Below are 25,877 nucleotides of genomic sequence, written 5' to 3'. Positions count from 1 at the left end.
AAAGGATGTTTACGTATGCGAAAACCGATTATTGCGGGAAACTGGAAAATGCATAAAACACTTCCTGAAGCAAAAAACTTTATGGAAGAAATAAAAAATGCAGTCCCATCTAATGATAAAGTAGAGTCAGTGGTATGTGCTCCAGCTTTATTTTTGCATAGTTTAGTCGAGCTTGCTAAGAATACTGATGTAAAAATCGGTGCTCAAAATATGCACTTTGAAGATAACGGTGCTTTTACGGGTGAAATCAGCCCTGCTGCACTGGAAGACCTTGGCGTACAGTATGTGATTATTGGTCACTCAGAGCGTCGCGAAATGTTTAATGAAACAGATGAGTCTGTTAACCAAAAGGTCTTGGCTGCCTTTAAACATAATCTGATTCCAATCGTTTGCTGCGGTGAAACATTAGAGCAGCGTGAAAGCGGCGTAACGAATGAGTTCGTTGCATCTCAAGTCCAAAAGGCTTTACAGGGTCTTTCAGCAGAGCAAGTAAAAGAGGTTGTCATCGCTTATGAACCAATTTGGGCGATTGGTACAGGGAAATCTTCTACTGCACAGGATGCAAACGAAGTATGTGCTCATATTCGTTCTGTTGTTTCAGAACAGTTCTCAGGAGAGGTTGCCGATGCCATCCGCATTCAATACGGCGGCAGTGTGAAGCCTGAAAATATTAAGGAATATATGACAGAAACAGACATCGATGGAGCCTTAGTCGGCGGAGCAAGTCTAGAACCATCATCTTTCCTTCAATTGTTGGAGGGTGGAAAGAATGACTAAAGCGCCTGTTGCGATAATCATTTTAGATGGTTTTGGCTGTCGTGATGAGCAAAAAGGGAATGCTGTTGCCCAAGCCAAGAAGCCAAATTTCGACCGCTATTGGAAGCAGTTCCCGCACAATCATTTAGGTGCCAGCGGTGAATCAGTCGGTCTTCCTAATGGACAAATGGGGAATTCAGAAGTAGGCCACATGAACATTGGTGCAGGACGAGTCGTTTATCAAAGCCTTACAAAAGTAAATATTGCCATTCGTGAAGGCGAATTTGAAAAGAATCAAACCTTCCTTGATGCAGTTTCTCATGTGAAGCAGCATGATTCCGCCCTTCACTTATTTGGTCTGCTATCTGACGGTGGCGTACACAGCCATATTACCCATATGTATGCATTGTTACGTTTAGCAGCAGAACACGGTTTGAAAAAGGTCTATATTCACGGATTTTTAGATGGACGTGATGTTGGTCCGCAAACGGCTGAAATTTACATTAAAGACACGCTTGAAAAAATGCAGGAATACGGTGTCGGAGAATTTGCTACAATCTCTGGCCGCTATTATTCAATGGACCGTGATAAGCGCTGGGAGCGCGTGGAGAAATGCTATCGTGCTATGGTCTATGGAGAAGGCCCATCCTATACCGATCCATTACAAGTCGTAAAAGACAGCTATGAAAACGGCATTTATGATGAGTTTGTGCTTCCTTCTGTTATGACGAAGGAAAATGGAGAGCCGGTTGCAACCATCCAAAACAATGACGCGGTTATTTTCTATAATTTCCGTCCGGATCGTGCGATTCAAATTTCAAACACATTTACGAATGATGATTTCCGTCCATTTGAACGTGGACCAAAACATCCTAGCCCGTTGCATTTCGTTTGTTTAACACATTTCAGCGAGTCAGTTGACGGCTATGTAGCCTTCAAACCAACGAACCTGGACAATACACTTGGGGAAGTTTTATCGCAAAATAATTTAACCCAGCTGCGTATTGCTGAAACAGAGAAATACCCGCATGTTACGTTCTTCTTAAGCGGAGGACGCGAGAATACATTCCCTGGTGAGGAAAGAATATTAATTAATTCACCAAAGGTTGCTACATATGATTTGCAGCCGGAAATGAGTGCCTATGAAGTAACAGATGCTCTTTTAAAAGAAATCGAAGCAGATAAATTTGATGCGATTATTTTAAACTTTGCTAATCCTGATATGGTAGGCCATTCTGGCATGCTTGAACCAACAATTAAAGCGGTTGAAACCGTTGATGAGTGTTTAGGAAAAGTGGTAGATGCAATCATTGCTAAAGGCGGGTATGCTATCATTACAGCCGACCACGGTAATGCAGATGAAGTAATCACTCTAGATGATAAACCAATGACCGCTCATACAACGAATCCAGTACCGGTTATCGTGACAAAAGAAGGCGTAACCATCCGTGACGGCGGTATTTTAGCTGACCTTGCTCCAACAATGCTTGACCTCCTAGGAGTAGAAAAACCAGCTGAAATGACTGGAACAACCATTATTAAAGCCTAAGATAAGGGTGTCAGGCACCGATAAATGATGGACTAACACCCCAAATGGGAACTAAAAGCTGATGATAGTGCCCGAAAGTAGATTCATGGCCTGCAAATGGGAACTAAAAGCTGCTGATAGTGCCCGAAAGTGGATTCATAGCCTGTAAATGGGAACTAAAAGCTGCTGATAGTGCCTGAAAGTAGATTCAAGGCCTGTAAATGGGAACTAAAAGCTGCTGATAGTGCCTGAAAGTGGATTCAAGGCCTGTAAATGGGAACTAAAAAGCAGCTGATAGTGCCCGAAAGTAGATTCATGGCCTATAAATTGGGAACTAAAAGCTGCTGATAGTGCCCGAAAGTAGATTCATGGCCTATAAATGGGAACTAAAGGCTGCTGATAGTGCCTGAAAATGTTTTCATGCAATGCAAATGGGAACTAAAAAGCGTACATAATAGAAAAAGTCGTTTTTTATCCCATCATCGTTACGTTGACTAAAGCCTAAAATAAAAGACAATTTTAAAGGAGAGATTTTCTATGCCATATATCCAACATGTTTATGCTCGTGAAGTACTTGATTCCCGTGGTAATCCAACAGTTGAAGTAGAAGTATTAACAGAATCCGGATTTTTCGGACGTGCATTAGTGCCTTCTGGTGCTTCAACTGGTGAATACGAAGCAGTTGAACTACGCGATGGAGACAAATCTCGTTACCTTGGTAAAGGTGTTCTGAAAGCAGTAGAAAATGTAAACGAAGTAATCGCTGAAGAAATTATCGGTATGGACGTTACTGACCAAGTTGGTATTGACCGTGCGATGATCGACTTAGACGGAACTGAAAATAAAGGAAAATTAGGTGCAAATGCAATCCTTGGTGTATCTATGGCCGTTGCCCATGCAGCAGCTGAATCAGTAGGTCTTCCTTTATACCGTTATTTTGGCGGAGTAAATGCGAAGCAGCTTCCAACACCAATGATGAACATCATTAACGGTGGTTCACATGCTGATAACAACGTAGACTTCCAAGAGTTTATGATTCTTCCTGTTGGAGCCCCTACTTTTAAAGAATCAATCCGTATGGGTGCGGAAGTATTCCATTCCTTGAAGAAGGTTCTTTCTGGTAAAGGCTTAAATACAGCTGTTGGTGACGAAGGCGGATTTGCGCCAAACCTTGGTTCTAACCGTGAAGCATTAGAAGTCATCATCGAAGCAATTAAAGCTGCAGGCTACGAACCAGGAAAAGATATTGCATTAGGAATGGACGTTGCTTCTTCTGAGTTCTTTAACAAAGAAACAGGTAAATATGATCTTGCCGGTGAAGGCCGTACAGGCTTATCTTCTGAAGAAATGGTTTCTTTCTATGAAGAGCTTTGCAACGAATTCCCTATCATCTCTATTGAAGATGGTTTAGACGAGAACGACTGGGAAGGCCACAAACTTTTAACTGACCGCCTTGGTAAAAAGGTTCAGCTTGTTGGAGATGACCTATTTGTAACAAATACAAAGAAATTAGCTGAAGGTATTGAAAAAGGAGTTGGTAACTCCATCCTAATCAAAGTAAACCAAATCGGTACGTTAACTGAAACATTTGATGCGATTGAAATGGCGAAGCGTGCAGGTTACACAGCTGTTGTATCTCACCGCTCTGGTGAAACAGAAGATGCAACAATTGCAGACATTGCTGTTGCAACAAACGCTGGTCAAATCAAAACAGGTTCTATGTCTCGTACAGACCGTATCGCAAAATACAACCAATTACTTCGCATCGAAGACGAGCTTGGCGAGCAGGCAGTATATGCTGGGTTGAAATCTTTCTATAACTTAAAGAAATAATCAATTTAGACAAGATTTTCGATTGAATTGTGTCGTACATGGGACTTTTTAAGGGTCTGAATTAAGCGATACATTAACATGAATTAAGTCATACAGTTTATGGCTTTTAACCTCCTATTTATATGTGGTAATCCACGATAAGTAGGGGGTTTTTTGTATGTTGATAAAAGATTTGTTAAAGGAATTTACATTTGATTTACAGATTAAGAACTATTCCAAACGGACAATTGAAACCTACAATTACAACGTAGGGCAATTTATTAATTTTTTAAAAGAGCATCATGAAATTGATGAAATAGAAGATATTTCAACGGTTCATGTAAAAAAATTTGTACAGTTTGAACAAGAACAAGGTAATAAATCAAATTATATCAATACGATTATCAAAAGTTTACGCTCTTTTTACAACTATTTAGTTCAAGAGGAATACATTAGTAACAACATAATGAAACGTATAAGGTTGTTGAAAGAAGATAAAGAAGTAATAAAAACTTTTACTGATATGGAAGTATCCAGAATGCTAAATGTCTATAACTTTAAAAATTATCTCAATGCAAGAAATAAAGTTATCCTTGCAATGTTCTTTGATACAGGCATAAGAATGAGTGAGCTAATTAATTTACAATCAAGCTATGTACATGAAACCAATATGCAGATTTACGGCAAAGGTGCGAAATGGCGTTATGTTCCAATTAGTTTAATGTTGAAGAAATACATGATTAGATATGAAAGAATAAAAGAACAATACTTTAAAGGGAAAAGCCTTGAACATGATAATTATTTTCTTTCAAGAAGTGGAAGACCACTAACGAGCGTTCAAATACAAAACATTGTACGAGATGCAGGAAAAATGGCGAATATAAGGGAAGGCATACGCTGTAGTCCTCATACCCTAAGACACTATTCTATTCAAGCTAATTTAAGAAACGGACTTGATTTGTATAGTTGTTCCAAGATAGCAGGGCATGAAAATATTCAAGTTACAAAGCGGTATTTGCAGGGATTAGAAACAGAGAATATTTTAGAATTGGCATCAAAATCAAGCCCTCTAATGAATATGGGGAGGGCTAAGAAATGAATAAACAGATGAAGCATATTGCCTATTACACTAAGAAAGTAGCACAAGAGGGTGCAAAAGCAAGACCAACATATACAGGTTTTAGAAACTCTTTTCGTCATAAACGCCTATTATTGTATAAAAAATTAATGAATGAGATGCTTAAAGTCTAACAATTATATTTCTGTTTGCTTACACAAGTGGTTGCAACCTCGTTGCCCCGCTTATCCCTTCTACTTTCAAACCTAAATTTAATATCTATCTAAAAAAATTGATATTTTTTCAGCAAGAACAAAAACCGCTCTAAAGACATAATTTTGATTAGATTTAATGAAAAATGAGTAATTGAAAAAATGTCCTTAATAGAGCGGTTTTTTTCTATACCATATTTTTATCGAATAGTCAATATGTATGTAGCATATAAATTCGACAATAACAAAAAAATATGCTATAATTTAAGTGTAAATGGTTGACAGATTAATATGTTTAGTGCAGGTGTCAACTGAATTTGGGCGAAAGGGGGTATATGGGATTTAAAGGATACATATATTACATTTTAAATCATTTGAAAGGGTTTACATGGGTAATGATAAGTTATGTACCTTTTTACATAAGCACTTGAAAAAATTCATTACGCCATGCTCCACGAATTATTTCAAAGTGTTGCGATGCAAAAAGGTACCCAAAAACATCGCCGACAAATTTACTTTATGTGAATGAAAAATCAAATCAACATCAATAGATTAATCACGCCCTTTGCGTACTTTGGGCGAGGTCTGGTGAAAGTGCGTTTTTTTGCACTTTTAACAGAGATGGTAGCAAAGTACATAAGCAATAGAAGAAGATATAATCAGAATCGTGCAAGATTAGTCATAATAAAATATATGAATATATTACAAGTGATTATGCACGATCCTATAAAATTAATAAAAAGAAATGGAGTTTTCTATAAATGAAACAGTTTACACTAGAACAATTTATCAATGAGTTTGGCACAGACAAGCAAAAACAGGCACTAATTGATGGTAAAGGAAATGTTAATAAGCGTACACTTGATAGCGTTAAAAAAGAAGCAAGTAGATTTTATGAAAAAGATTCAATTACGGTTGAAGGTAGAGGTACTAAAAGGGTTATCACTTGTGCGAAGGAAAAAGATGTTGCAACTGAAAAAGACGATGGCAGAGCTTCAAACGGAGCATGGAGTATCTCTTACACTAAAAACCTAGATGTTGTAGTTGTGAGTGTCCTAGAACAAGGTTTAGAAAAATCAACAGCACAAACATTGGCAAATTGGGCATTAGACTTCGGAGTAATTACAGAAAAGATGCACGACTTACTATTATCAAGACATCATGAAGGTTTGAGGGAAACTTATGTAAATGATTTAAAAGATAACTCTATTATTAAAGAAAATGAAGATAGAATTGTTGATGATTTCGTACAAACTGTTAAAGAATTAACAAATCAAGTTGCAGGTACTCTTAAACGTATGGAGAAAGCAGGTATCATTGAATACTATCCTGTATTTAAAGGACATATCGCAGAAACGGATGAAACTATCAATCTACATGAAGATGTGTATAAGCAAGTGGTCGCACTAAAACGTAGGTTAATGGAACGTTATGATGTGAGTGAATGGTACTTAATGACATATAAAAATTCGAAAAAGACAGTTAAATTTAATGAAGAATACTTAGAACAGCTTGCATTTGTGGAAGATGAAAATGGTAAGGTGCTTGGGTTAGATTATTATTATACTACATATGCAGTAATTTTAAAGGCAAGAAAGAAAAAGATTATTGCTTATTTAAAGAAATATAATAAAGAAGTTATTGAGCAATTCAAGCAGGATGAACAAAAGTTTTTAGCTGAAAATGAACAGCAATTCCATGACAAACGTAAAGAGCATGTTATTGATAATGCACAGAAGAAGGCTGAAAAATTCTTAGAGCCTAAACCATTCAAGATTGCAAATGAAGTGTTTGGTGGCAAACCTGTTGTTAGAACCCCTACAATAAACGATTATGAATTTGACAGCGATTATTATGCCTTGTATTTTGATGGTTTGTATGCTAATCGTATCGGACAGTTGCAAGAATACTACGGGCAGACTTTTAAATAAAATGATTCTATCTTGAAGCAACCAAAAAAGAAAAATAAGGTATTGGAATATTTGATTAACCTTATATAAAAACACAAGAACATATATAATGCTAATCAAGCATTTCAAACACTAAGTAACAAGAATACCCCCGCCAATTAGAGTGGGGGTTCACTGTATAAAATTCGATTTTTATTCAAAAATGAGTGTCCCACACCCGCACTATGTTAAATATTAATACCGTGTGAATTATTCAAAAAACGTGTCAATTAAGCTACTTTTACGTGAAATATCGTAACTAATGGTGGCGTATCGTGTGGAAGGAGTATAGCTATACAAACTGCATATATTTGTGTTTGGAATGATTTTGTTGAAGAAATAAGCGGTGAATATTAAAATAGCAAAGGAAACTCTAAGGAAAAAGGATCGTACATTTGATTCCCTTTTATTGTAGAGCTATCCATTTGTAGTTTATTAATTTAACGAACGGTGCAGGTTAGTGTTTAAGAAGGAGTTGATAAAAGTAGTTAAATATTGGACAGAACTTCTATCTTATAAGTAAAATAATAAAACTCTCCTGAATAGTAAGGAGAGCTTTTATTATTTCAGTAATTGCATCTTGATTATTTAGTTAATTGATTTCTATCCTGCATTTGAGGTGGTTCTTCAAGCCAACCATTTTTCGCCAAAAGTTTTCCACCCTCTTGCCCATAAGTTAATATGTCTTTTGCTTCACTAATCATTTTTAATGGGAGGTCACTTCGTAAACTAAATGCTGTTCCTAATGCATTGCTTCCTAAACCAAAGCTACAAAACAGGCTGGTACAGTACATCATCAGTTTATCTGAAAAAGGAGCTACTTTTGAGTCTGTTGCATTTGCCCCCCATGTTGAAGGCGGTTGAATATCACTTTGAAGAAATAATTGCGTATTATCAGTCACAATTTTTTTAGCTAATTCTTTTCCTTTTACGAAGTATTTTTTCACTTCGGGTTCATTTGCCACTTGTGCGAACCCCGTTATCAATTGCATGCCAATAATATTTGATTCAATTACGTGATATAAATGTGCTACTTCAACTGTATTCAATGCACGTTTTTCAGAAAATAAGTTAAAACCACTCATATAATTCGTTCCCTCTACAAATTCCACAGACTTTGGCATAGTTACAGCAGGAGGACGTGGTAAAACATCTTTTTCTTGTAAATAGTCCACGCATTCATCGTAAACACTTTGAGTAAATGCAGTTAATTCCTTATAGAGAAGTACGATATCTTTACGATATGCCATATTTAAATGGAGAGTATGTAATCCCATGCTTATTTCTTGGAGCAGTCGAAGAAACATAATATCAAACATGTTGTCATACAGCTTAGGAACGCCAATATTCACATCTTGTTCCGTGTATCCAACAGGAATGACAGCACCTTCATTTTTTAAGATGCTTTTTATATCTTCCAGATAGTTAATAATTTTCATATGAGTATCTTGCATAATCTCTTTAGCTCGATTGTCATCTGCTTGTTCTATAAAATATTCAAGCATTCTTTGTATCATTGTTTTTTCCTGATAGGTCATCCACAATGTTCCTAATTCACTTGAACTTAAAGCCTGTTTTTGGTTCATAATTTTAGCCTCCATTTATTGTATTTACTCAAACAAATAACCACTTTCATTGAATCTTAATTCGCATTAACATACACTTTAAAAGATGTCCAACCAATAAACCTGGGAATAAAGACAAAATTGGAAGCCACACAGGTCCCAGTAATATTTGTCCTAATTTTAGTGTAGGAGAGTAGATAAGCCCAATGGTTACAAAATAAGCCCCAAATACAAAAGGAAGATAGGAATAAGGAGGAGTTTCTCCTTCGGCATCTTTAAATGCATCCCACATAGCAAACATATATAGACAGGGATAGAACATTAGCCATTGGTAATTTGTTACTTCGATTGCTTCTTTAATATTTCCTTGAAAGCTATACAAAATTACCATATTAAAATGACTATTAACATTAACGAGCAACTCCAAGAAAATATAAACGATTCCTTTAATGAATTTCCCATTTAGTAACTGAGCAAATCCAGGGAGAGCCATACTCCATAGAATAGCTTCTAACTTATAAGTCATAGCATGTTATCCTTATATCTGTAATAATTTTAGTATTCACAAGAGGAGAAATAATATGTAGTTGAAGAAACAAGTAAGATGTGTCCATCTCATATGAGGTGGTCTTTTTTTATTTCAATAGTGTCATAACTTAAAAGTATTGACACTGTTTTGGCAGTGCAGTATTATCAGTATATAGGGAGGTGTCATAACTTAGTATCTTAAATACTTGTAAAAAAAGGGGTGTTTAATATGAAATATGGTTATGCGCGTGTAAGTACACACCAACAGGATTTGGAATCACAATTGCAAACATTGGAAAATGAAGGTTGCGATAAAATTTATTCTGAAAAGTTTACTGGAACAAAAACGGATAGACCAAAATTTCAAGAATTGCTTTCAATCCTTAAAGAAAATGATACATTAGTGGTCACAAAGTTAGACCGCTTTGCTAGAACAACAGCAGAGGGTATTAACACAGTTAAGGAACTGTTTGAACGAGGTGTCAAGGTGCATGTGCTAAACATGGGATTAGTCGAAGATACACCAACAGGAAGATTGATATTAAACGTTATGTTAGCATTTGCAGAGTTTGAAAGGGATATGATTGTAGAACGGACACAGGAAGGAAAAGCAATTGCAAAGCAAAAGGCTGATTTTCGTGAAGGCAGACCAAACAAATACAGCAGAAAACAAATTGAACATGCTTTACAGTTACTTGAAAGCAATTCATATAAGCAAGTAGAATCATTGACAGGGATAAGTAAGAGTACATTAATTCGAGCAAAAAGAAAACAGAATTAATCGGAAAGGGTGGTTCATTCAATAATAAAACTGTAATTCAATGTTGCATATACATGTACAATCTCCATAAAAGTTGGCATAGGTCGGGTGAGAAGAATGAGGACAAAAAGGAAATCTCATACTCATTTAATTGAAAAAAAATCTCTAGAAATTGTTGGTAGCATACTTCCTGATTATTGGACTATAAGGGAATATAAGCCTGATTATGGAATAGACCTTGAGATAGAATTGTTTGAGCCTAAAGACGAGGATAAAAAAAGAGTTTATGATACTCTTGGCGAGCATATTTTTATACAAGTAAAAGGAACAGAGAATATTGATTTTTCAACATATACAATTCATGAAAGAAAGAATGTAGAGATGTATGAAGGGGTTCAGGGCAAACCCTATAAGAAAATAGATGTAGTTAAATTTCAATTGGATACGGCAGAACTTTATACAGTTGAAAGAATGAGTAGCGCTGTACCTATTTTGTTATTTGTTGTAGATGTTAATAATGAGAATATATATTTTTTATGTCTGAATGATTATATAGAAAAAGTCCTAGTACCGACTGACCCTGAATATTATAAGAAGAAATCTAAAACAATATATATTCCGAAAACGAACATACTAAACAAAAATAATACAAATAACCAAATCCCTATTATGCTCTATGCAAAAAGACCGAAGTTATATTCGTTTTTTAACAAAATAAATTACCAAGCGGGTGAACTTAAGTATTTAAGTGAAGATGAGTTATTAAAGATTTATCCTCACTTTCTTCAGATATTATTAAGACTTGATGTTTGGGAAATAAGAAACTTGTGGGCAATAATGGGGGATTATTTCGAAAAATTAAATATACTTTGCGAAAAAGGGAAAGAAGGTATTATAACTTTTTCTAATGTAAAAGAAAGAGATGGTTTGTGGGAAACTAATTTTTCATTTAGCAAAGAATATACATTTGACGACATATATTATTTTACGCAAGTAAGATTATTATGGGAAGGTCTGAATGGTCTAGGTAATCTTTATGAGGACATTGTAAGGGAATGGTTTTTGCCAACATATCTAAATGAACTTTTACACGAATGATGCTTTCAAATGTTATTTTAATGGGGGTGCTTTTCACCAAAAACATAATTTTTGAAAATAGGATATGTATTAGCCCTTCCGCTCCTGCAATCTGATTAGAAAAACAAGCTGTATCTGTCAACAGATTTTAGGATTATGATATAATGGGATTAATTCGTACATAGCTTAAAGTGTTTATTAAAGCTATTCACGAACTGTGTAATACAACTACATATAAATAAGAAAGAAAAAGTAATTAAACCTTGATTTAATCATGTTTTGTATAAAATTCACCTTCTCGTACAGACCGTATCGCAAAATACAACCAATTACTTCGCATCGAAGACGAGCTTGGCGAGCAAGCAGTATATGCTGGGTTACAATCTTTCTATAACTTAAAGAAGTAATGATGGCATAGCCAAGTAAAGCCTCCAATAAATGTGGGATTTCTCCCTGTTTATCGGGGGCTTTCTTTTGTCTAGAAAACTCACTTCATGTCTAGTTTTCAGTGGCAGAAAAAATGTACTTTCGACACATACTGTTTGTCCAATCTATAAGAGCCCTTTCAACATAAAGTATTAATGCGAATGATATTTATAGTTGAAAGGGGAGGATTCTTAATGAGTTATATGGGATTTCGTCAAGGCGAAGTAATGGGTATAGAAGACACTAATCGTCAACACAGATGCGAAGGTTGCGTTTGTGAGCAACTAGACGATCTGCAAACAGGAACATTAGTAGATGTATTTTTATCTGGTGGAGCAGTATTTACTGGATTAACATTTGTTAACTTCGATGACAGGACTTGTTGTGCTTTCTTTACACAAACTACAGCACCCGGAGCAACGCTAGTTTTGGATTGTGAAAAAATGCAGGGTATTAGAATTTTCGGATAATAAAGGATTAATTTTTGGACTAATTTCATTTTAATGAGATTAGTCCTATTATATTTTGTGGAGAAGAGTAATCAGTCTTCTTTACAATTTCATGAATTTATTTGGTTTTCTATTGGATAGTATGATAAAATAGAAATATTGTAAAAGGGCGTTTCAGGAGGTTTCTAACATGCTTCATACTATTTTAATTACGTTACTTGTGATTGTATCCATTGCGCTAATTGTTGTAGTTCTTCTTCAATCAGGAAAAAGCGCTGGTTTATCAGGAGCTATTTCCGGTGGAGCTGAGCAATTATTTGGTAAACAAAAAGCTCGCGGACTTGACCTAGTCCTTCAGCGATTAACGATTGTATTATCAGTATTATTCTTTGTGTTAGCTATTGCTGTCGCTTATTTTGGTCTATAATACAATAAAAGCCTGGCCGTACTATATGGTCAGGTTTTTTTTGTATGAAAACAGAATGATGGCATGTTCCGAATTCATCTGTTAAAACTATAAATGCCTAGATTATGAATAGAGAGGTTTACTATATGAAAATTGTTGTCCCAAAACCATTTACGTTTGGAAACGGGAAGAGAGCGGTACTATTATTGCATGGCTTTACGGGAAATACCGCTGATGTTCGTATGCTTGGCCGCTTCCTCGAAAAAAAAGGCTACACGTGTCACGCACCCTTATATAAAGGACATGGAGTTCCGCCGGAAGAACTTGTACATACCGGACCGGAAGATTGGTGGCAGGATGTGATGAATGGGTATGAGTTTTTACAAAAGCAGGGTCATCAGGAGATTGCTGTAGCCGGGCTGTCACTTGGCGGGGTATTTTCCTTAAAATTGGGATACACTGTACCTATAAAGGGAATTGTGCCAATGTGCGCACCCGCCTATATAAAAAGCGAAGAAGTAATGTATGAAGGAATCCTTGCTTTTGCCCGCGAATATAAAAGACTAGAAGGGAAAACGGAAGAGCAGGTTGAGCAAGAAATGATGGAGTTTCAAAAGACACCAATGAAAACCCTCAAAGCTCTGCAAAATTTAATTGCTGATGTCCGAGATCATATTGATATGGTTTATGCGCCACTCTTTGTTGTCCAGGGTCGTCATGATTACATGATTAATCCGGATAGTGCAAATATCATTTACAATCAGGCAGAATCCCTGCAAAAAGAGTTAAAATGGTATGAAGAATCCGGCCATGCCATTACATTGGATAAAGAAAAGGATCAGCTCCATGAAGACATCTATCAGTTCTTAGAAGGACTGGGCTGGGAAGAATAAACGAATAGGATGAGTATTTTTTATAGAAAATGATTCTCTAAAAGGAGGGAAATAGATGGATGCTGCTATAAAACCGCATGTTGATCGATTATTACATTATATGAAGGATGAGGCCTATAAGCCTTTAACGGTTCAAGAATTAGAGGAAGCATTGGGCGTAGACGATTCTGCCGCATTTAAAGACTTTGTAAAAGCCCTAGTTTATATGGAAGAAAAGGGGATTGTCGTTCGGACGAGAAGCAATCGCTACGGTTTGCCGGAAAAAATGAACCTGATTCGCGGAAAGCTTACCGGACATGCGAAAGGATTTGCTTTTGTTATTCCGGAAGAGCCGGGAATGGATGATATTTTTATTCCACCTAATGAAACCAATAATGCACTGCATGGCGATACGGTTCTTGCCCGTGTATCATCAGAAACCTCAGGCCAGCGCCGGGAGGGAACGGTTGTCAGAATCCTGGAAAGAGGGGTCCAGACAGTTGTTGGAACATACACAGAGAGTAAGAACTTTGGCTTTGTTATTCCGGATGAAAAAAAATTCGCTGGAGATATTTTTATCCCAAAACAAGCATCGAATGGGGCTGTAGAGGGACATAAAGTCGTTGTCAAATTGACTGTCTATCCTGAAGGGCGGATGAGTGCAGAAGGAGAAGTTATTGAAATTCTTGGTCATAAAAATGATCCGGGTGTTGATATCCTTTCTGTTATTCATAAGCATGGATTGCCTGGCGAGTTTCCGGAAGATGTGCTACAGCAGGCACATGATACGCCTGATTCGATAGATGAAGAGGAAATTAAAAACCGCCGCGATTTGCGTAATGAAACGATTGTTACAATTGACGGTGCAGATGCAAAAGATTTGGATGATGCCGTAACGGTCACAAAGCTTGACAATGGAAATTATAAACTTGGCGTACATATTGCGGATGTCAGCTATTATGTGACAGAAGAATCGCCGATTGACCGCGAAGCGGCTGACAGAGGGACAAGTGTGTATTTGGTAGACCGTGTGATTCCGATGATTCCGCACCGCTTATCGAATGGGATTTGTTCTTTAAATCCAAAGGTAGACCGACTGACTCTTTCCTGCGAAATGGAAATTGATGAAGATGGTACGGTTGTGAAGCATGACATTTTCCAAAGCGTCATTAAGACGACAGAAAGAATGACTTATTCTGATGTGAATAAAATTTTAGTGGATGAGGACGAGGAATTAATCAAACGTTATGAGTCTCTTGTTCCGATGTTTCGCCTCATGCATGAACTAGCGAAAATATTAAATGCAAAAAGACAGCATCGCGGGGCCATTGATTTTGATTTTAAAGAAGCGAAGGTGCTTGTAGATGAAGAAGGCAAACCATCGGATGTTGTGCTTCGTGAGCGCTCTGTCGGGGAACGTTTGATAGAGGAATTTATGCTTGCGGCGAATGAAACCATTGCGGAGCACTTCCACTGGATGGATATACCGTTTATTTACCGAATTCACGAGGATCCAAAGGAAGACAAGCTGCGTCGATTCTTTGAGTTCATTACAAACTTTGGTTATATCGTAAAGGGAACTGCGAACTCTGTCCATCCAAGGGCATTACAGGAAATTATTGAAGAAGTTCAAGGTAAGCCGGAGGAAATGGTCATTTCAACGGTCATGCTTCGCTCAATGCAGCAGGCTAAATATGACCCTGACAGCCTTGGTCACTTTGGATTATCAACAGAGTACTACACGCATTTTACCTCTCCGATTCGGCGTTATCCGGATTTAATTGTTCATCGATTAATCCGCACGTATCTAATTGAAGGAAAAGTAGATCAAGCAACACGTGAGAAATGGGATTCACGCCTGCCTGATATTGCCGAACATTCTTCAAAAATGGAGCGCCGGGCCGTTGATGCCGAGCGTGAAACAGATGAGTTGAAGAAAGCTGAGTATATGGAAGATAAAATTGGAGAGGAATATGACGGTATTATTAGCTCTGTAACCAATTTCGGCATGTTTGTCGAGCTTCCAAATACGATTGAAGGGCTTATCCATGTCAGCTATATGACAGACGATTATTATCGTTTTGATGAACGTCATTTTGCGATGATTGGCGAGCGTACCGGGAATGTATTCCGCATTGGCGATGAAATTACTGTTCGGGTCATTAACGTGAATAAAGATGAACGTTCGATTGATTTTGAAATTGTCGGCATGAAGGGCACGCGCAGACGCGATCCAAGTGAAGGTGGTCGTGTCTTTAAAACAGGCAGCTCTGACCGTAAGCCTAGGAAAGGCAAAGAGGGCGGTGAAGGCAGCGGTCGAAGCAGAAGTCGTAATGGAAGAGGTAAGGAAGCTAATGCCAGCAAGCCGGCGGCAAAGAAGAAAAATAGAAATAAAAAGTTCTTCGAAAATGCACCAAAAGCTAAGCGGAAGAAAAAACGTTAAGCAAGTAAAGCGTTAAACAAGTGGGGGACAGTCCCCCACTTGAGTAAAGCGTTAAACCGGTGGGGGACTGTCCCCCATTGAGGTAAAGTATTAAACAACGGTTGGTTCTGATTTGTTCGGAGCGTTATTTTTTGCTAAAATAGAGCAAAGAAAGTGGGGAAAAGCTCTATGCCAAAAGGTGAAGGTAAGGTTATTGCGCAAAACAAAAAAGCGTATCATGACTATTTTATTGAAGAAACATATGAAGCAGGACTTGTCCTGCAAGGCACTGAAATTAAAGCGCTACGTGCCGGTCGGGCCAATTTGAAGGATTCCTATGCGAAAATTCTAAATGGAGAAGTGTTCTTGATTGGCATGCATATCAGTCCATATGAACAAGGAAACCGCTACAATCATGATCCGGAGAGAACGAGAAAGCTTCTGCTTCATCGCAAACAAATTAACAAGCTGATTGGTGAAACGAAAGAAGTTGGCTATTCATTAGTTCCATTAAAGATTTATTTAAAAAACGGCTATGCAAAAATCCTAATTGGTTTAGCAAGAGGGAAAAAGAAATTTGATAAACGCGAAGACTTGAAGAAAAAAGAAGCAAAGCGTGATATTGAACGTGCATTCCGTGAGAGACAGAAGCTGTAAAAGGCGAGCTATTCTAAAAGTAATCAACCATTTCGTTTGGTTTCCAATCAAACCAGTAACTTACAATTGAAATCAGATTCAATTATGTTATAATAAGTTATGTCAGCAGGAGCTGACACATAATCTTTGCTCGACCTTTGAGCATTCCTAACGTCAGCGCAGTTCAGCGCGAATCAATTTGATAATGATTTATTTATCAGTTGATTTTCTCATATGGGGACGCTACGGATTCGACAGGGGTAGTTCGAGCTTGGGTTGCGAGTCGAGGGGATCGGCCTCGTTAAAACGTCAAAGCCTATAACTGGCAAACAACAAAATTCTTTCGCTGTAGCTGCTTAATAAGCGCTTAGCGGTTCCTCCCTCCATTGCCCATGTGGTAGGGTAAGGGACTCAACTTTAGTGGGCTACGCCGGATTCCACCGTCTGAGGATGAAGGAAGAGAACAATCAGACTAGCTAGCCCGGACGCCCGTCGATAGGCATATGGTGCGGCGAAATGCAAATATATCGACTACACTCGTAGAAGCTTAAGTGACGATATCTTTGGACGTGGGTTCGACTCCCACCGTCTCCACCATACATAATGATGTTGGTGGTTTATACTTAATAATAAACGGACTTGCCGCAGTGGCAGGTCCGTTTTTGCATATCATGGTAGTTTGATAACGAATTTGGCTGCTTGTTGTTATTAGTCTTTGTCGAAAAATCGATAAATTGGATTTTTCGAAAATAAAAACAGTAAACTCGATTATAAAATCAGAAAATCAAAAATAAAATGCTATTTTCGAAAATAAGTCATAATTTCATGCTACTTCTCAAAAGAATTTTCACTAATATCAAGAATAGAGATAGTAAAATAAATGAGGAGAGATGAAATGATTGTAAAACAACGAAAAATCCCTCTAACCATATTAAAATTACAGGCACTTTTACGCAGACTTCCATCAAATCATATAAAAGTCCCTATTATTACTGAAGATCTCAAAAAAAGAATGGCAGGTTATAAGGGTGAGTGCTCTCTTGACTATCAATTTTCCTTTTTGGACACCAAACATTTCTTTATTTTGCATGATCTTCGCTTGCCGGATGACAACCGCTACTTTCAAATGGATTCTGTACTCCTCTCTAGGAAGATGTGTCTTATTATCGAAGTAAAAAACATAGCAGGTTCTTTACTGTTTGATCCCGTTTTCAAACAATTAATTCGAACAAAAGATGGCAAAGAGATGGCTTTTTCTGATCCTATCACACAGGCTGAGCGTCATGAAGCACAATTGAAAACATGGTTTCAGAATAACCGCCTGCCTCAAATTCCAATCTGTTCATTGGTTGTCATTAGTAATCCTCAGTCTATCATTCGCTCCACAACCCAAAATCATCTTATACGCCGGAAAGTTATTCATCTTGATATTTTAGCTAATAAAATTGAAGAAATAGAAAACTCAAACAGCCATCCTGTTCTCGAAGAAAAGGAAATAAAGAAAATTACACGGCATTTTTTAAAGCAGCACACAGAATTAGACCCTTCTATAGGAGAAACATATAATATTTCTAAAGAAGAATTCGTAAAAGGAGTGATTTGCCCCAATTGCAATCATCCATCCATGATAAAAAAACACGGTGCTTCGTGGTATTGTCCTAAGTGCTCCCTAATTTCCCAAAATGCCCACTTACCAGCAATCAGGGATTATCAACTGTTAATTGGAAATACGATTGCAAATAGTCAGTTAAGAGATTTCTTGCAAATTCATTCTTCAGCTGCGGCAACAAGAATTTTTCAGACACTTATGTTTAAATATACCGGAACAAGGAAGAACCGCGTCTATACGATTTCTTCCCTCGACAATTTCGAATTCCATTTCAAACAAAAAAGCTGAACCAAAATGCCCCTCAGCTTTTTCATCAAGGTACTCCATATTATTGAATAACCCCAGTTTCCGTAATTACCACATCGGATGTTACCTTTACTTTAAGATTCTTATACTCTGTATTTCTCCACTTATTAATATTGAAATTTTTCGTCTGGGTTTTTACGTAACGACCTAATCCGATGGGATCAAGTTCTTTTTCTTTAAACTTTTCAATCATACTAAGACATTCCTTATTTATATCTTCTTCAAATTGTTTTTCAAGCTTAGTAATCAGTTTGGGTGTCAGATTATTCCCAGTAAATTCATTAATGACACCCTTAACTTTTATGTGAATGTTAATTTCCTCTGGATTTCGTTTGCTCAGCTCAAACTTATGACTTGAGCGAATGCTTCGTATGGCGGCATCACCCTCATTAATACTGACTTGATGCATTCCTTCACTGAACCTGTCCACTAGAAGCTTAAAGGAGAACATCTTTTCAGGTGGAATTACATCAATGACCTTTCCTTGACTAAAGAGGGCGATTCCGGTAATTTCAATTTTTTTCTTCGACGTCTGCTTTAACTGGGGCAGAAAAGGTGTTTTTCCCTCTTGGTAAAAGTCAGCAAGAAATAGATGAAGGTTTGTTCTTGGAATTTCCTCCTGCTTGATATTATGTTCAAGTAAATTCGCTAAAAAGGTCCCATTTCCCCTTATTCCGTATTCGCCTTCTAATAATGATTTGGCTTCTCCGTCGATAACAGCCAAGTAGAGACCTGCACCAACACCGGGATCTCGTTGGAAAGCATCAATTAATTCAAGAATTCCTTCTTTCCTTGCGATATCCTTACCAAATAAGACAATCTCAAGGCTGCCTGTCACGATTGGATCTGACGTTTGCTTTTGAACTTCCTGTAAAAAGGACTTTTTAATTTTCGCTTCTGCCGAAAAGGTTTGGTTCTTTGGCGGGGCATTCTTAAGGTAGAGCGGGAATGTGACTGTTCCAAGTATCTTTCCATCTTCAGATAGGTCAAAGCCGATGCCTTCAATTAAACTGATATCGTCCAATACTTCTTTCTCGACACACCCGCTAAGTAGTAATAAGAGGCTCAGGCACCCTATCCATTTACGAAGGGGTCTCACGTTTTTTCACCTTCCTTGCCAATAACGTGGCGAAAAATAAAAAGGGTAAATAGAAGAAATTGATATAAAATCCAATTTTCCCTGTTAGATCTGATAACATGTTTTGTGTCTCTCCAGTGACAATCAGGCTTATGGTCACCAGACAAACGATTGCCAAAGCTGGAACGGATGTTTTTTGCCTAATAGAGAAAATTTGCTTGATTAGCCGACTTGCACACCAAAGAGCAAGGCAGATATTTGGTAGAATAATTAAACACCAATTGGCAATCCCGATATATTCAAACCGTTCCACAAAAGGCATCTTAATAACTTTCCATATAGTCAAAAGAGGCCATGTATATTTTTGCAGCTGATTTTCTGAAAAATAGGCAAAGATAAAGATGGCTACATAGAGATTGAGGAGTGTGGTATATATATTGGAAAAAAAGGCCCATTTTCTTGACTTTTCAGGACTTTTAATAAAAGGATAAAAAAATAGTAACGTTTCAAACCCAATTACCGTTAAAGACATGCTCCGTGTACTATGCAGCACTTCCGTTAAGGAGTGATCAAACATGGGAAGTAAATTCGTAAAGCTGGCATATGGCAGTGTAAGCAAAAAGGTTATCACAATATAAAAGGGCAGTACGACTGAAAAAAAAGCAATCCCTGTTATGGTTCTAATACCGCCATTTACGATATAGATGGCCAAGATAAAAAAGGTAAGACTGAACCAAAAGATACTGAGATCTGGAAACATCCATACATGAACAATTTCAATAAAGCCTCTCAGTACGGTAACGATTAATAAACAGAAGTAAAGGATAAAAATGGAGCAGATCATTTTACTGAGTTTTTTACCAAAGATGTACGTATGAACCGCTATAATATCTCCATCAGCAATGGCTGTCATTTTATAGATCATCCACATCAAAATATGAATAATGATCCCGACAAGGATAATGGACATCCAAGAATCATAGCCGGCATGTCTGGCAATGATTCTTGTAAAGCCAAGAATACCAATACCAGTCTGCATGGCATGAATGGTGAAAAATACAAGAAAAGGAGCGATTTTTTTGTTTTCTGGAATGGTCACTTTCATGAATCTACCTCTAATCCTCGATATCTTTCTTCTTAGCCTTTACAGCTTTCTCAGGGAAACGGTTTGGCTGCTGGGTTCGTAAGAAGAATGGTCGTTTTCTTTGTTTATGAAAAGGTAATCGTATCAAGGAGTCCTTCAAATCCTGTTTTCTTAATGGATAAATCGGCTCTAAAAACGGCCTTCCTAGAGATGTTAAACGAATGAGATGGGTTAGTAAAAAACAGAAACACATCACGATTCCGAGCAGTCCCCATAGCTCAGCAAAAAGCAAAAAGGGAAAGCGCAGCAAACGGATGGTGTTACCCATTTTATAGACAGGCGTCGTAAATGAAGCCAATGCAGCGAGGGCAACAAAAATCAATAAGACATTACTTGTCAGGCCAGCCTCCACACTAGCCGTTCCGATAACAATACCACCCACGATACCGATGGTCTGACCGACCTTTGTGGGAAGCCGGGCTCCTGCTTCCCGTAAAAGTTCTATCGTTAATTCAAGAAATAATGCCTCCAGAATCGGGGGGAAGGGAATGGCTCTTCTTGAAGCCACTAACGCACTTAATAAATCCTGTGGTATTAATTCATAATGATAAGAAAGTGTTGCAACATAGACAGGTGTAACTAAAATTGAAAAGGTAACGGCAAATAAACGAATTAAGCGAAAAAATGATGAAAGAACCCAGTTTAAATAGTAATCCTCAAATGAGCTAAAAAACTCAACCAATGTAGTAGGCGCTATTAAGGCATGCGGTGAACCGTTTACCATTATGGCGACCTTACCCTCAGCTAATATGGCTGCAACACGGTCAGGCCTTTCTGTATCAAGAAGCTGTGGAAAGGGTGAATTATGGTTGTCTGAAATCATTTGAACGATATAAGAGCTGTCGGTGATTTCATCAAATTCAATCCCCTTAATACGTTGTCTAATCGTATTCACATTTTCTTTATTAGTAATACCATCTAAATAAAGAATAGCTACTCTTGTTTTGGAAAGGGATCCGACCGTCTGTTCTTCGATAATTAATTCTTTTACCGGAATTCTTTTACGCAGTAAACTTAAGTTTTGGTCAATAGATTCAACAAAGGATTCTTTCGGACCAATCACGCTGAATTCAACCTCAGGCGGTGTGATGCTTCGTGTCGTATCTTTTACAGCTGCAAAAAGGCAGAATTTATTTGCTTCCCCGCGTATGGTCAACAGCACGTTTCCATTTAACAACTTTTCTTCAATTGTAGAAGGGTCTGTCGAAATTTGTACATCAGGCAAGGGGAGAAGCTGCTTTGCATCCTCCAACTGATGAAATTCTCTTTCTAACAAATAAGGGAGAGCACATTCGCGAATCGTTTTTTCCTCCACAAGAGTAGAAAGAAACGTTAAGGAAAAGGCAAGTTTTGTTTTGTCATTTGTAAATTCAAAAGACTGAAAATCATGCGATTTTGCAAAAACTTCCTTTATACTTTCCCTTTCTTTGTTCTTATTTTTAAAAAGATTAAACACGATTGGTATCTCCTTAGTAGTTGATTCTATGGCTTATTGTTACCTGAATTGGAAAGTTTATGAGTTTATTAAAGAAACGAGATTCTAAAGCAAACAAAAAAGCCGAATCACGGGAGGTTCCCGATGATTCGGCTTTTCCATCTAGACATTCAAGTAAATTACCAATTGAATTTAAACTTAATAGGTTAAACTTCCGGCAACGACCAATCCGACCGTGATTCCGGCAGCGAATAAACTGAAACCGATTGCCATATTGCCTTCTTCCACTTTTTTTTCCAGGTTTGTTCCAGGTGTTAAAACATATTCAATAATTAGATAAACAACGACCTGGGTGATAATCCCGATTAACCCCCAAATAAAGGCATCGAGAAGATTGACGCTTCCTCCCCAAACGGTGTACAGAGTAATCGCTAAACCGATGACTTTTCCCCACAGTTTTAAGGCAACAGCCATGTTGCCTTCCTTGATTAACTGCCATTCAGAAAATCTTGTTGTAAAGGCAAAGACAACTATACCGATGATAATTAAACCTAGGCCTGTTCCAACATGTGCTAGAAAGTTTAAAAAACTATCTGATGAAATAAATTCCATTACTGTTTCTCCTCCTTGTTTTCGATGCCTACTGGTAGAAAGTAGGCTTCATTGTCTGTAATTTGTCTCCCGGCACGGATACCCATGGCACTTGCCTGACCGTTAATATAGAAACATCCGTACATATAATGGACATTCTTTTTGCCTTGTTCGGTTTGAACTGAAGTTTCAGGAAGTCTGATGAATTGTTGATAAACAGGTAGTGAATCCCTGTATGTTTTATGTGAGTCCTCATCTATTTTTTCTCCGCTGCCCGTAAATATTTCGATTGTGTCTCCTTCCCGTCCAAAGGAAGGTTTTTTCACATAGGAGATACCCTGCTCAAGAAAATAGTCTTTATCTAAATAGGTTGGTAAAAAATAAGTATGAATCCAATAATGTTCTTCCTCTGTGAAAAAGGAATGTTTTTCTTCATGCAATCCCCAAATGAGTGCCATGACTGCTTTAGATTGAAGTAAAAAGGCAGAAGGAGGATTGAGGATAGCTAATTCTTTTTCTTCTACAAGCTTCATTAAGAGCTGACCGACTTTTTCTTTTGTTTCCGGGTCCTCATCATCGACAAGGTGTTCAATCGGATAGGTCTGTCGGTAAAGAACATCAATTTTATCCCCCTGTTCGTCATAAAGACCTCTTTCAAGGATAGTCTGACCGTTCTCCATTACAGGTTCAGCTACAAGGCGAAGCTGACTTAAGCCCAAATATTGACTTTTTAATCCAAATAGATTCTGTAAATATTTCGTTGTTAGGCAGTCTTCTTCATGATCATCATGTGAAGCGAAGACAATGTTTGGACTTTTTCTTTTTTCGAGTGAGAGAAAAGCCATTTTCACTGCCAGTTGTACGGCATCGCGAAGTTGTTCTTCGCAGTGGTGATTGGGATTGATGCATCCGAAGGCTTTGCATACTTCGCCATTAACGGCAAAGGTCTCTTTGATAAAAGTAGGTGTATCGGAGTTGACCTCAAGAAGCTTTATTCCCTCATTTGTAACCACTAAATCAAACCGTGCAATTACGCTCTCAAAAGGAAGTGTATGAAGTTTAATAAAGGCAAGAGAGGCTTCTGGAAATCCAAGCTGCAGCAGTGTTTCTTCATCTAATTGTCGTAAGAGCGGCGCCGTTTTAAACAAAATATGTCCGATTCGTTCTGCTGCCTGTCTAATGGTTTTAATCTCAGATGGTGATTCTTTTTTAATATCCCATAAAGCATATTCTGTATCGAAGAGGTCATGCCAGAAATCATCGATTTCTTCAAAAAAGCGCTGTCTCTCCTGACGAAATGTATTCATGTTTATCCCCCGAAGCCGCCTTTTGATCCGCTGCCAATCCCTGATTTGTATGAGCTTTCGTAAGATTTATAGCTCGGACTGCTTTTAAGTGATGATTTATTTGAATAAAAGGATCCACTGTGATAGTATCTGCCGCCATAGTAGGAGTCATTATCATCACAGTAATAGGTCCCTGTTTCGCTGTCCCAGTCCCAATCATCACAATCGTATCCCGTTGGCTCCGGCGGACGATCCTCCCCGCAGGCTGTTAAAGAGGTAACAAGTGCTGCAGCAATGACACCCTTCATCATGTTTTTAGTCTTTTTCAATCTTAATCCCCTCTCTTTATTCTTTAATGGAATAGCCTGTTGGTGTGACATACAAAACAAATGCTTTACGGTCCTCATCAATCTCGGCAGAATCTCGTTCCCATTCCTTCTGCTGATGGTAGATATAGACACTGCCAATTGTACTTAACACATCCAGATGACTTGTCAAATATTCAGAGGTAATAAGTGGATGGCTTTTGATGGCATTTAATTCTCGAACCTCAAGTAGAATGCCATCCTGAATTAAAACGGCCGGTTCTGGTGGTCCTTCTTCATATATTTCTACATAAATAATAAAGAGGTTATCCTCAATAGCAGAGGACAGTTGTTTGTAGGTAATGCCATCTTTAACAAAAAACTCACATTCTCTTCTAGCTAAAATTTGTTCAAGCTCAATCTCCGGATAATGATAAATAGGGACAAAATGGTCATTCCCTTTGCGAAGTCGATATTCCAAAATAGCATTGTGAAGTTTCATAACCCACACCCTTTTGTCTAATTTCAAATAATAAGTACGCTTAATTATAAGAAAAGTTTCGAACGATTTGTCGAAAAAATCGTAATTTGTTACTTTTCATACGAATAGACTAGGAGGATATGTTTAGATGGCCAAAATAAAAAACCCGATTTCAGTGAAATCGGGAATTTAGCTGTTCTTTATTTCTATTCAAGAAACTTTTGTAATTTCTCTGTTAAAATGTAAAATTGTTCTTTGTTTCTGCTGCTTAACGATAAGTCGATTTCCTTTAGTATTTGCTCTTTCTGGAAATCGCGCAGCGCTTTGTCTAACACCATTTCAGCAAATAGTGAATCATCAATTACCTCAGTTTGTTGGGGTGCATTTAGAGAGTACTTATTCATTGGAAATCAACTCCTTAACCTTTTTTCAATTATATCAATAAATTTCAGATAATTCAAACATTTTTTTGATAATTAGCTCTGTTTATTAACATGGTTGATTTTTGACTCATCTATAACCATACAGCAACCTTTCAGCATAGCTGAAAGGCTTGAGAAATGGACGTTTCTCACGGATGAGTCAAAAATCAGGTTTATCAATATTGTTTGCTAACAAAGCTTAGTAATTAAATAATCATATTTCTTTTTTTTATAGGTACGTGTTGATATTTCAGTAAATAGGTTTGTTCATCATTCAAAATGGTACAAAGTTACGTATACATGCAGTATATCTAACCATTTTGGAGGATGAACAAGGAGGATAAAAATGAGCAAAAGTAAGAACAAACAACACAAAGATGCTGACCATAGTCCCAAGTCACGTTTTTATCAAGCGTTTTTAGATTCTTTAAAGGGAAAAGACGTAAAAGTCTATCGCGGTGGTCCTGAAGCTAAGCACGGAGTAGTTGTCGATGTACAATCAGACTATTTGGCGCTTGCTGTGAAAGATTCGGTTATCTATTACCAGGCAGAACATGTAAAGAGTATCAGTGAGCCTACAAAACCAAAACCGCACCATCATGAAAAGGAAGATCAGGAGAAAGACAAAGACCAAGATAAGCAAAAAGATAAAGACAAGGAGAAAGACAAAGACCAAGATAAGCAAAAAGATAAAGACAAGGAGAAAGACAAAGACAAAAACAAAAACAAAGACAAAGACCAAGATAAGCAAAAAGATAAAGACAA

General features: G+C 37.5%; 24 protein-coding genes, 1 other RNA gene and 2 pseudogenes. 17 read left to right on the top strand and 10 right to left on the bottom strand.

Translation table 11 applies throughout. The annotated features are described in order from the left end of the window. Positions 1 to 15 precede the first annotated feature (15 nt). The 6 genes from tpiA (at position 16) to F4V44_RS20380 (ending at position 7,296) form a co-directional block, all read left to right on the top strand. Entirely contained in the window at positions 16 to 777 is a 762-nt protein-coding gene (tpiA, locus tag F4V44_RS20400; protein WP_150441858.1) for a triose-phosphate isomerase, read from the top strand. Continuing rightward, positions 770 to 2,305 carry a 2,3-bisphosphoglycerate-independent phosphoglycerate mutase gene (gene gpmI / locus F4V44_RS20395; RefSeq protein WP_150441857.1) on the top strand — a complete coding sequence of 512 codons (1,536 nt, stop codon included), beginning with the start codon at positions 770 to 772 and terminating at the stop codon, positions 2,303 to 2,305. The genes tpiA and gpmI overlap by 8 nt, the downstream gene beginning before the upstream one ends. Before the next feature lie 516 nt (positions 2,306 to 2,821). Further along, complete coding sequence (gene eno, locus F4V44_RS20390) at positions 2,822 to 4,117, top strand: phosphopyruvate hydratase (protein ID WP_150441856.1); 1,296 nt, start codon at positions 2,822 to 2,824, stop codon at positions 4,115 to 4,117. Positions 4,118 to 4,277: 160 nt separating this feature from the next. After that, a complete protein-coding gene (locus F4V44_RS20385; protein ID WP_150441927.1) occupies positions 4,278 to 5,195 on the top strand; it encodes a tyrosine-type recombinase/integrase in 918 nt (305 codons plus the stop codon). After that, positions 5,192 to 5,347: a hypothetical protein gene (locus F4V44_RS27555; RefSeq protein ID WP_191090790.1), complete on the top strand. Its 156-nt coding sequence runs from the start codon at positions 5,192 to 5,194 to the stop codon at positions 5,345 to 5,347. The genes F4V44_RS20385 and F4V44_RS27555 overlap by 4 nt, the downstream gene beginning before the upstream one ends. Positions 5,348 to 6,126: 779 nt before the next feature. Beyond that, positions 6,127 to 7,296 (top strand): hypothetical protein, encoded by a 1,170-nt coding sequence (locus F4V44_RS20380; RefSeq protein WP_150441855.1) that lies wholly within the window; start codon positions 6,127 to 6,129, stop codon positions 7,294 to 7,296. A gap of 602 nt (positions 7,297 to 7,898) precedes the next feature. On the opposite strand, the gene F4V44_RS20375 is transcribed toward F4V44_RS20380, so the two are convergent. Together F4V44_RS20375 and F4V44_RS20370 are read right to left on the bottom strand one after the other, a co-directional pair. Then, complete coding sequence (locus F4V44_RS20375; RefSeq protein WP_150441854.1) at positions 7,899 to 8,900, bottom strand: DUF3231 family protein; 1,002 nt, start codon at positions 8,898 to 8,900, stop codon at positions 7,899 to 7,901. Between the two features lie 46 nt (positions 8,901 to 8,946). Next, positions 8,947 to 9,405 carry a hypothetical protein gene (locus tag F4V44_RS20370; protein WP_150441853.1) on the bottom strand — a complete coding sequence of 153 codons (459 nt, stop codon included), beginning with the start codon at positions 9,403 to 9,405 and terminating at the stop codon, positions 8,947 to 8,949. A 231-nt stretch (positions 9,406 to 9,636) separates the two neighbouring features. Here F4V44_RS20370 and F4V44_RS20365 point away from each other — a divergent pair, with 231 nt between their 5' ends. The 10 genes and pseudogenes from F4V44_RS20365 to F4V44_RS20320 all read left to right on the top strand — a co-directional run bounded on the left by F4V44_RS20365 (position 9,637) and on the right by F4V44_RS20320 (position 18,352). Next, entirely contained in the window at positions 9,637 to 10,188 is a 552-nt protein-coding gene (locus tag F4V44_RS20365) for a recombinase family protein (RefSeq protein ID WP_150441852.1), read from the top strand. Between the two features lie 96 nt (positions 10,189 to 10,284). Next, complete coding sequence (locus tag F4V44_RS20360; protein WP_150441851.1) at positions 10,285 to 11,265, top strand: DUF4365 domain-containing protein; 981 nt, start codon at positions 10,285 to 10,287, stop codon at positions 11,263 to 11,265. Positions 11,266 to 11,534: 269 nt separating this feature from the next. Then, positions 11,535 to 11,651, top strand: a pseudogene (locus F4V44_RS20355) (hypothetical protein); the annotation flags it as partial. 213 nt (positions 11,652 to 11,864) lie between these two features. Next, a complete protein-coding gene (locus F4V44_RS20350) occupies positions 11,865 to 12,140 on the top strand; it encodes a hydrolase (RefSeq protein ID WP_223881989.1) in 276 nt (91 codons plus the stop codon). A 169-nt stretch (positions 12,141 to 12,309) separates the two neighbouring features. Next, positions 12,310 to 12,546, top strand: a complete 237-nt coding sequence (gene secG, locus F4V44_RS20345) for a preprotein translocase subunit SecG (RefSeq protein WP_150441850.1) — start codon at positions 12,310 to 12,312, stop codon at positions 12,544 to 12,546. 125 nt (positions 12,547 to 12,671) lie between these two features. Continuing rightward, complete coding sequence (locus tag F4V44_RS20340; RefSeq protein ID WP_150441849.1) at positions 12,672 to 13,418, top strand: alpha/beta hydrolase; 747 nt, start codon at positions 12,672 to 12,674, stop codon at positions 13,416 to 13,418. A 55-nt stretch (positions 13,419 to 13,473) separates the two neighbouring features. Then, the gene (gene rnr / locus F4V44_RS20335; RefSeq protein ID WP_150441848.1) at positions 13,474 to 15,840 is read left to right on the top strand and encodes a ribonuclease R; all 2,367 of its coding nucleotides are present in this window, start codon (positions 13,474 to 13,476) and stop codon (positions 15,838 to 15,840) included. 168 nt (positions 15,841 to 16,008) lie between these two features. Beyond that, positions 16,009 to 16,476, top strand: a complete 468-nt coding sequence (gene smpB, locus F4V44_RS20330; RefSeq protein ID WP_150441847.1) for an SsrA-binding protein SmpB — start codon at positions 16,009 to 16,011, stop codon at positions 16,474 to 16,476. A gap of 215 nt (positions 16,477 to 16,691) precedes the next feature. After that, positions 16,692 to 17,052: a transfer-messenger RNA gene (gene ssrA, locus F4V44_RS20325) on the top strand. Positions 17,053 to 17,350: 298 nt separating this feature from the next. Beyond that, positions 17,351 to 18,352: a nuclease-related domain-containing protein gene (locus F4V44_RS20320; protein WP_191090789.1), complete on the top strand. Its 1,002-nt coding sequence runs from the start codon at positions 17,351 to 17,353 to the stop codon at positions 18,350 to 18,352. Positions 18,353 to 18,392: 40 nt separating this feature from the next. On the opposite strand, the gene F4V44_RS20315 is transcribed toward F4V44_RS20320, so the two are convergent. The 8 genes from F4V44_RS20315 to F4V44_RS20280 all read right to left on the bottom strand — a co-directional run bounded on the left by F4V44_RS20315 (position 18,393) and on the right by F4V44_RS20280 (position 25,094). Continuing rightward, the gene (locus tag F4V44_RS20315; RefSeq protein ID WP_150441845.1) at positions 18,393 to 19,469 is read right to left on the bottom strand and encodes a Ger(x)C family spore germination protein; all 1,077 of its coding nucleotides are present in this window, start codon (positions 19,467 to 19,469) and stop codon (positions 18,393 to 18,395) included. Continuing rightward, a complete protein-coding gene (locus F4V44_RS20310; RefSeq protein WP_150441844.1) occupies positions 19,453 to 20,553 on the bottom strand; it encodes a GerAB/ArcD/ProY family transporter in 1,101 nt (366 codons plus the stop codon). Before F4V44_RS20310 ends, F4V44_RS20315 begins: the two co-directional genes overlap by 17 nt. A 10-nt stretch (positions 20,554 to 20,563) precedes the next feature. After that, entirely contained in the window at positions 20,564 to 22,048 is a 1,485-nt protein-coding gene (locus F4V44_RS20305) for a spore germination protein (protein ID WP_150441843.1), read from the bottom strand. A gap of 177 nt (positions 22,049 to 22,225) precedes the next feature. After that, positions 22,226 to 22,639, bottom strand: coding sequence for a DUF350 domain-containing protein (locus F4V44_RS20300; RefSeq protein ID WP_150441842.1), 414 nt, complete (start codon positions 22,637 to 22,639; stop codon positions 22,226 to 22,228). Beyond that, on the bottom strand, positions 22,639 to 23,925 hold the full coding sequence (locus tag F4V44_RS20295) for a glutathionylspermidine synthase family protein (protein ID WP_150441841.1): 1,287 nt from the start codon (positions 23,923 to 23,925) through the stop codon (positions 22,639 to 22,641). The genes F4V44_RS20300 and F4V44_RS20295 overlap by 1 nt, the downstream gene beginning before the upstream one ends. A 2-nt stretch (positions 23,926 to 23,927) precedes the next feature. Further along, positions 23,928 to 24,233, bottom strand: a complete 306-nt coding sequence (locus tag F4V44_RS20290) for a hypothetical protein (RefSeq protein WP_150441840.1) — start codon at positions 24,231 to 24,233, stop codon at positions 23,928 to 23,930. A 16-nt stretch (positions 24,234 to 24,249) separates the two neighbouring features. Beyond that, entirely contained in the window at positions 24,250 to 24,711 is a 462-nt protein-coding gene (locus F4V44_RS20285; protein WP_150441839.1) for a hypothetical protein, read from the bottom strand. Between the two features lie 185 nt (positions 24,712 to 24,896). Beyond that, positions 24,897 to 25,094: an IDEAL domain-containing protein gene (locus F4V44_RS20280; protein ID WP_150441838.1), complete on the bottom strand. Its 198-nt coding sequence runs from the start codon at positions 25,092 to 25,094 to the stop codon at positions 24,897 to 24,899. A gap of 364 nt (positions 25,095 to 25,458) precedes the next feature. On the opposite strand from F4V44_RS20280, the pseudogene F4V44_RS27550 reads away from it, so the two are divergent. Beyond that, positions 25,459 to 25,877 (top strand): annotated as a pseudogene (locus tag F4V44_RS27550) (hypothetical protein); the annotation flags it as partial.

The sequence above is a fragment of the Niallia endozanthoxylica genome, from assembly GCF_008710145.1.
Classification (GTDB): domain Bacteria; phylum Bacillota; class Bacilli; order Bacillales; family Cytobacillaceae; genus Bacillus_BD; species Bacillus_BD endozanthoxylica.
Note: the sequence above shows the minus strand (reverse complement) of the source record. Positions and strands in the feature narration are given on the sequence as shown.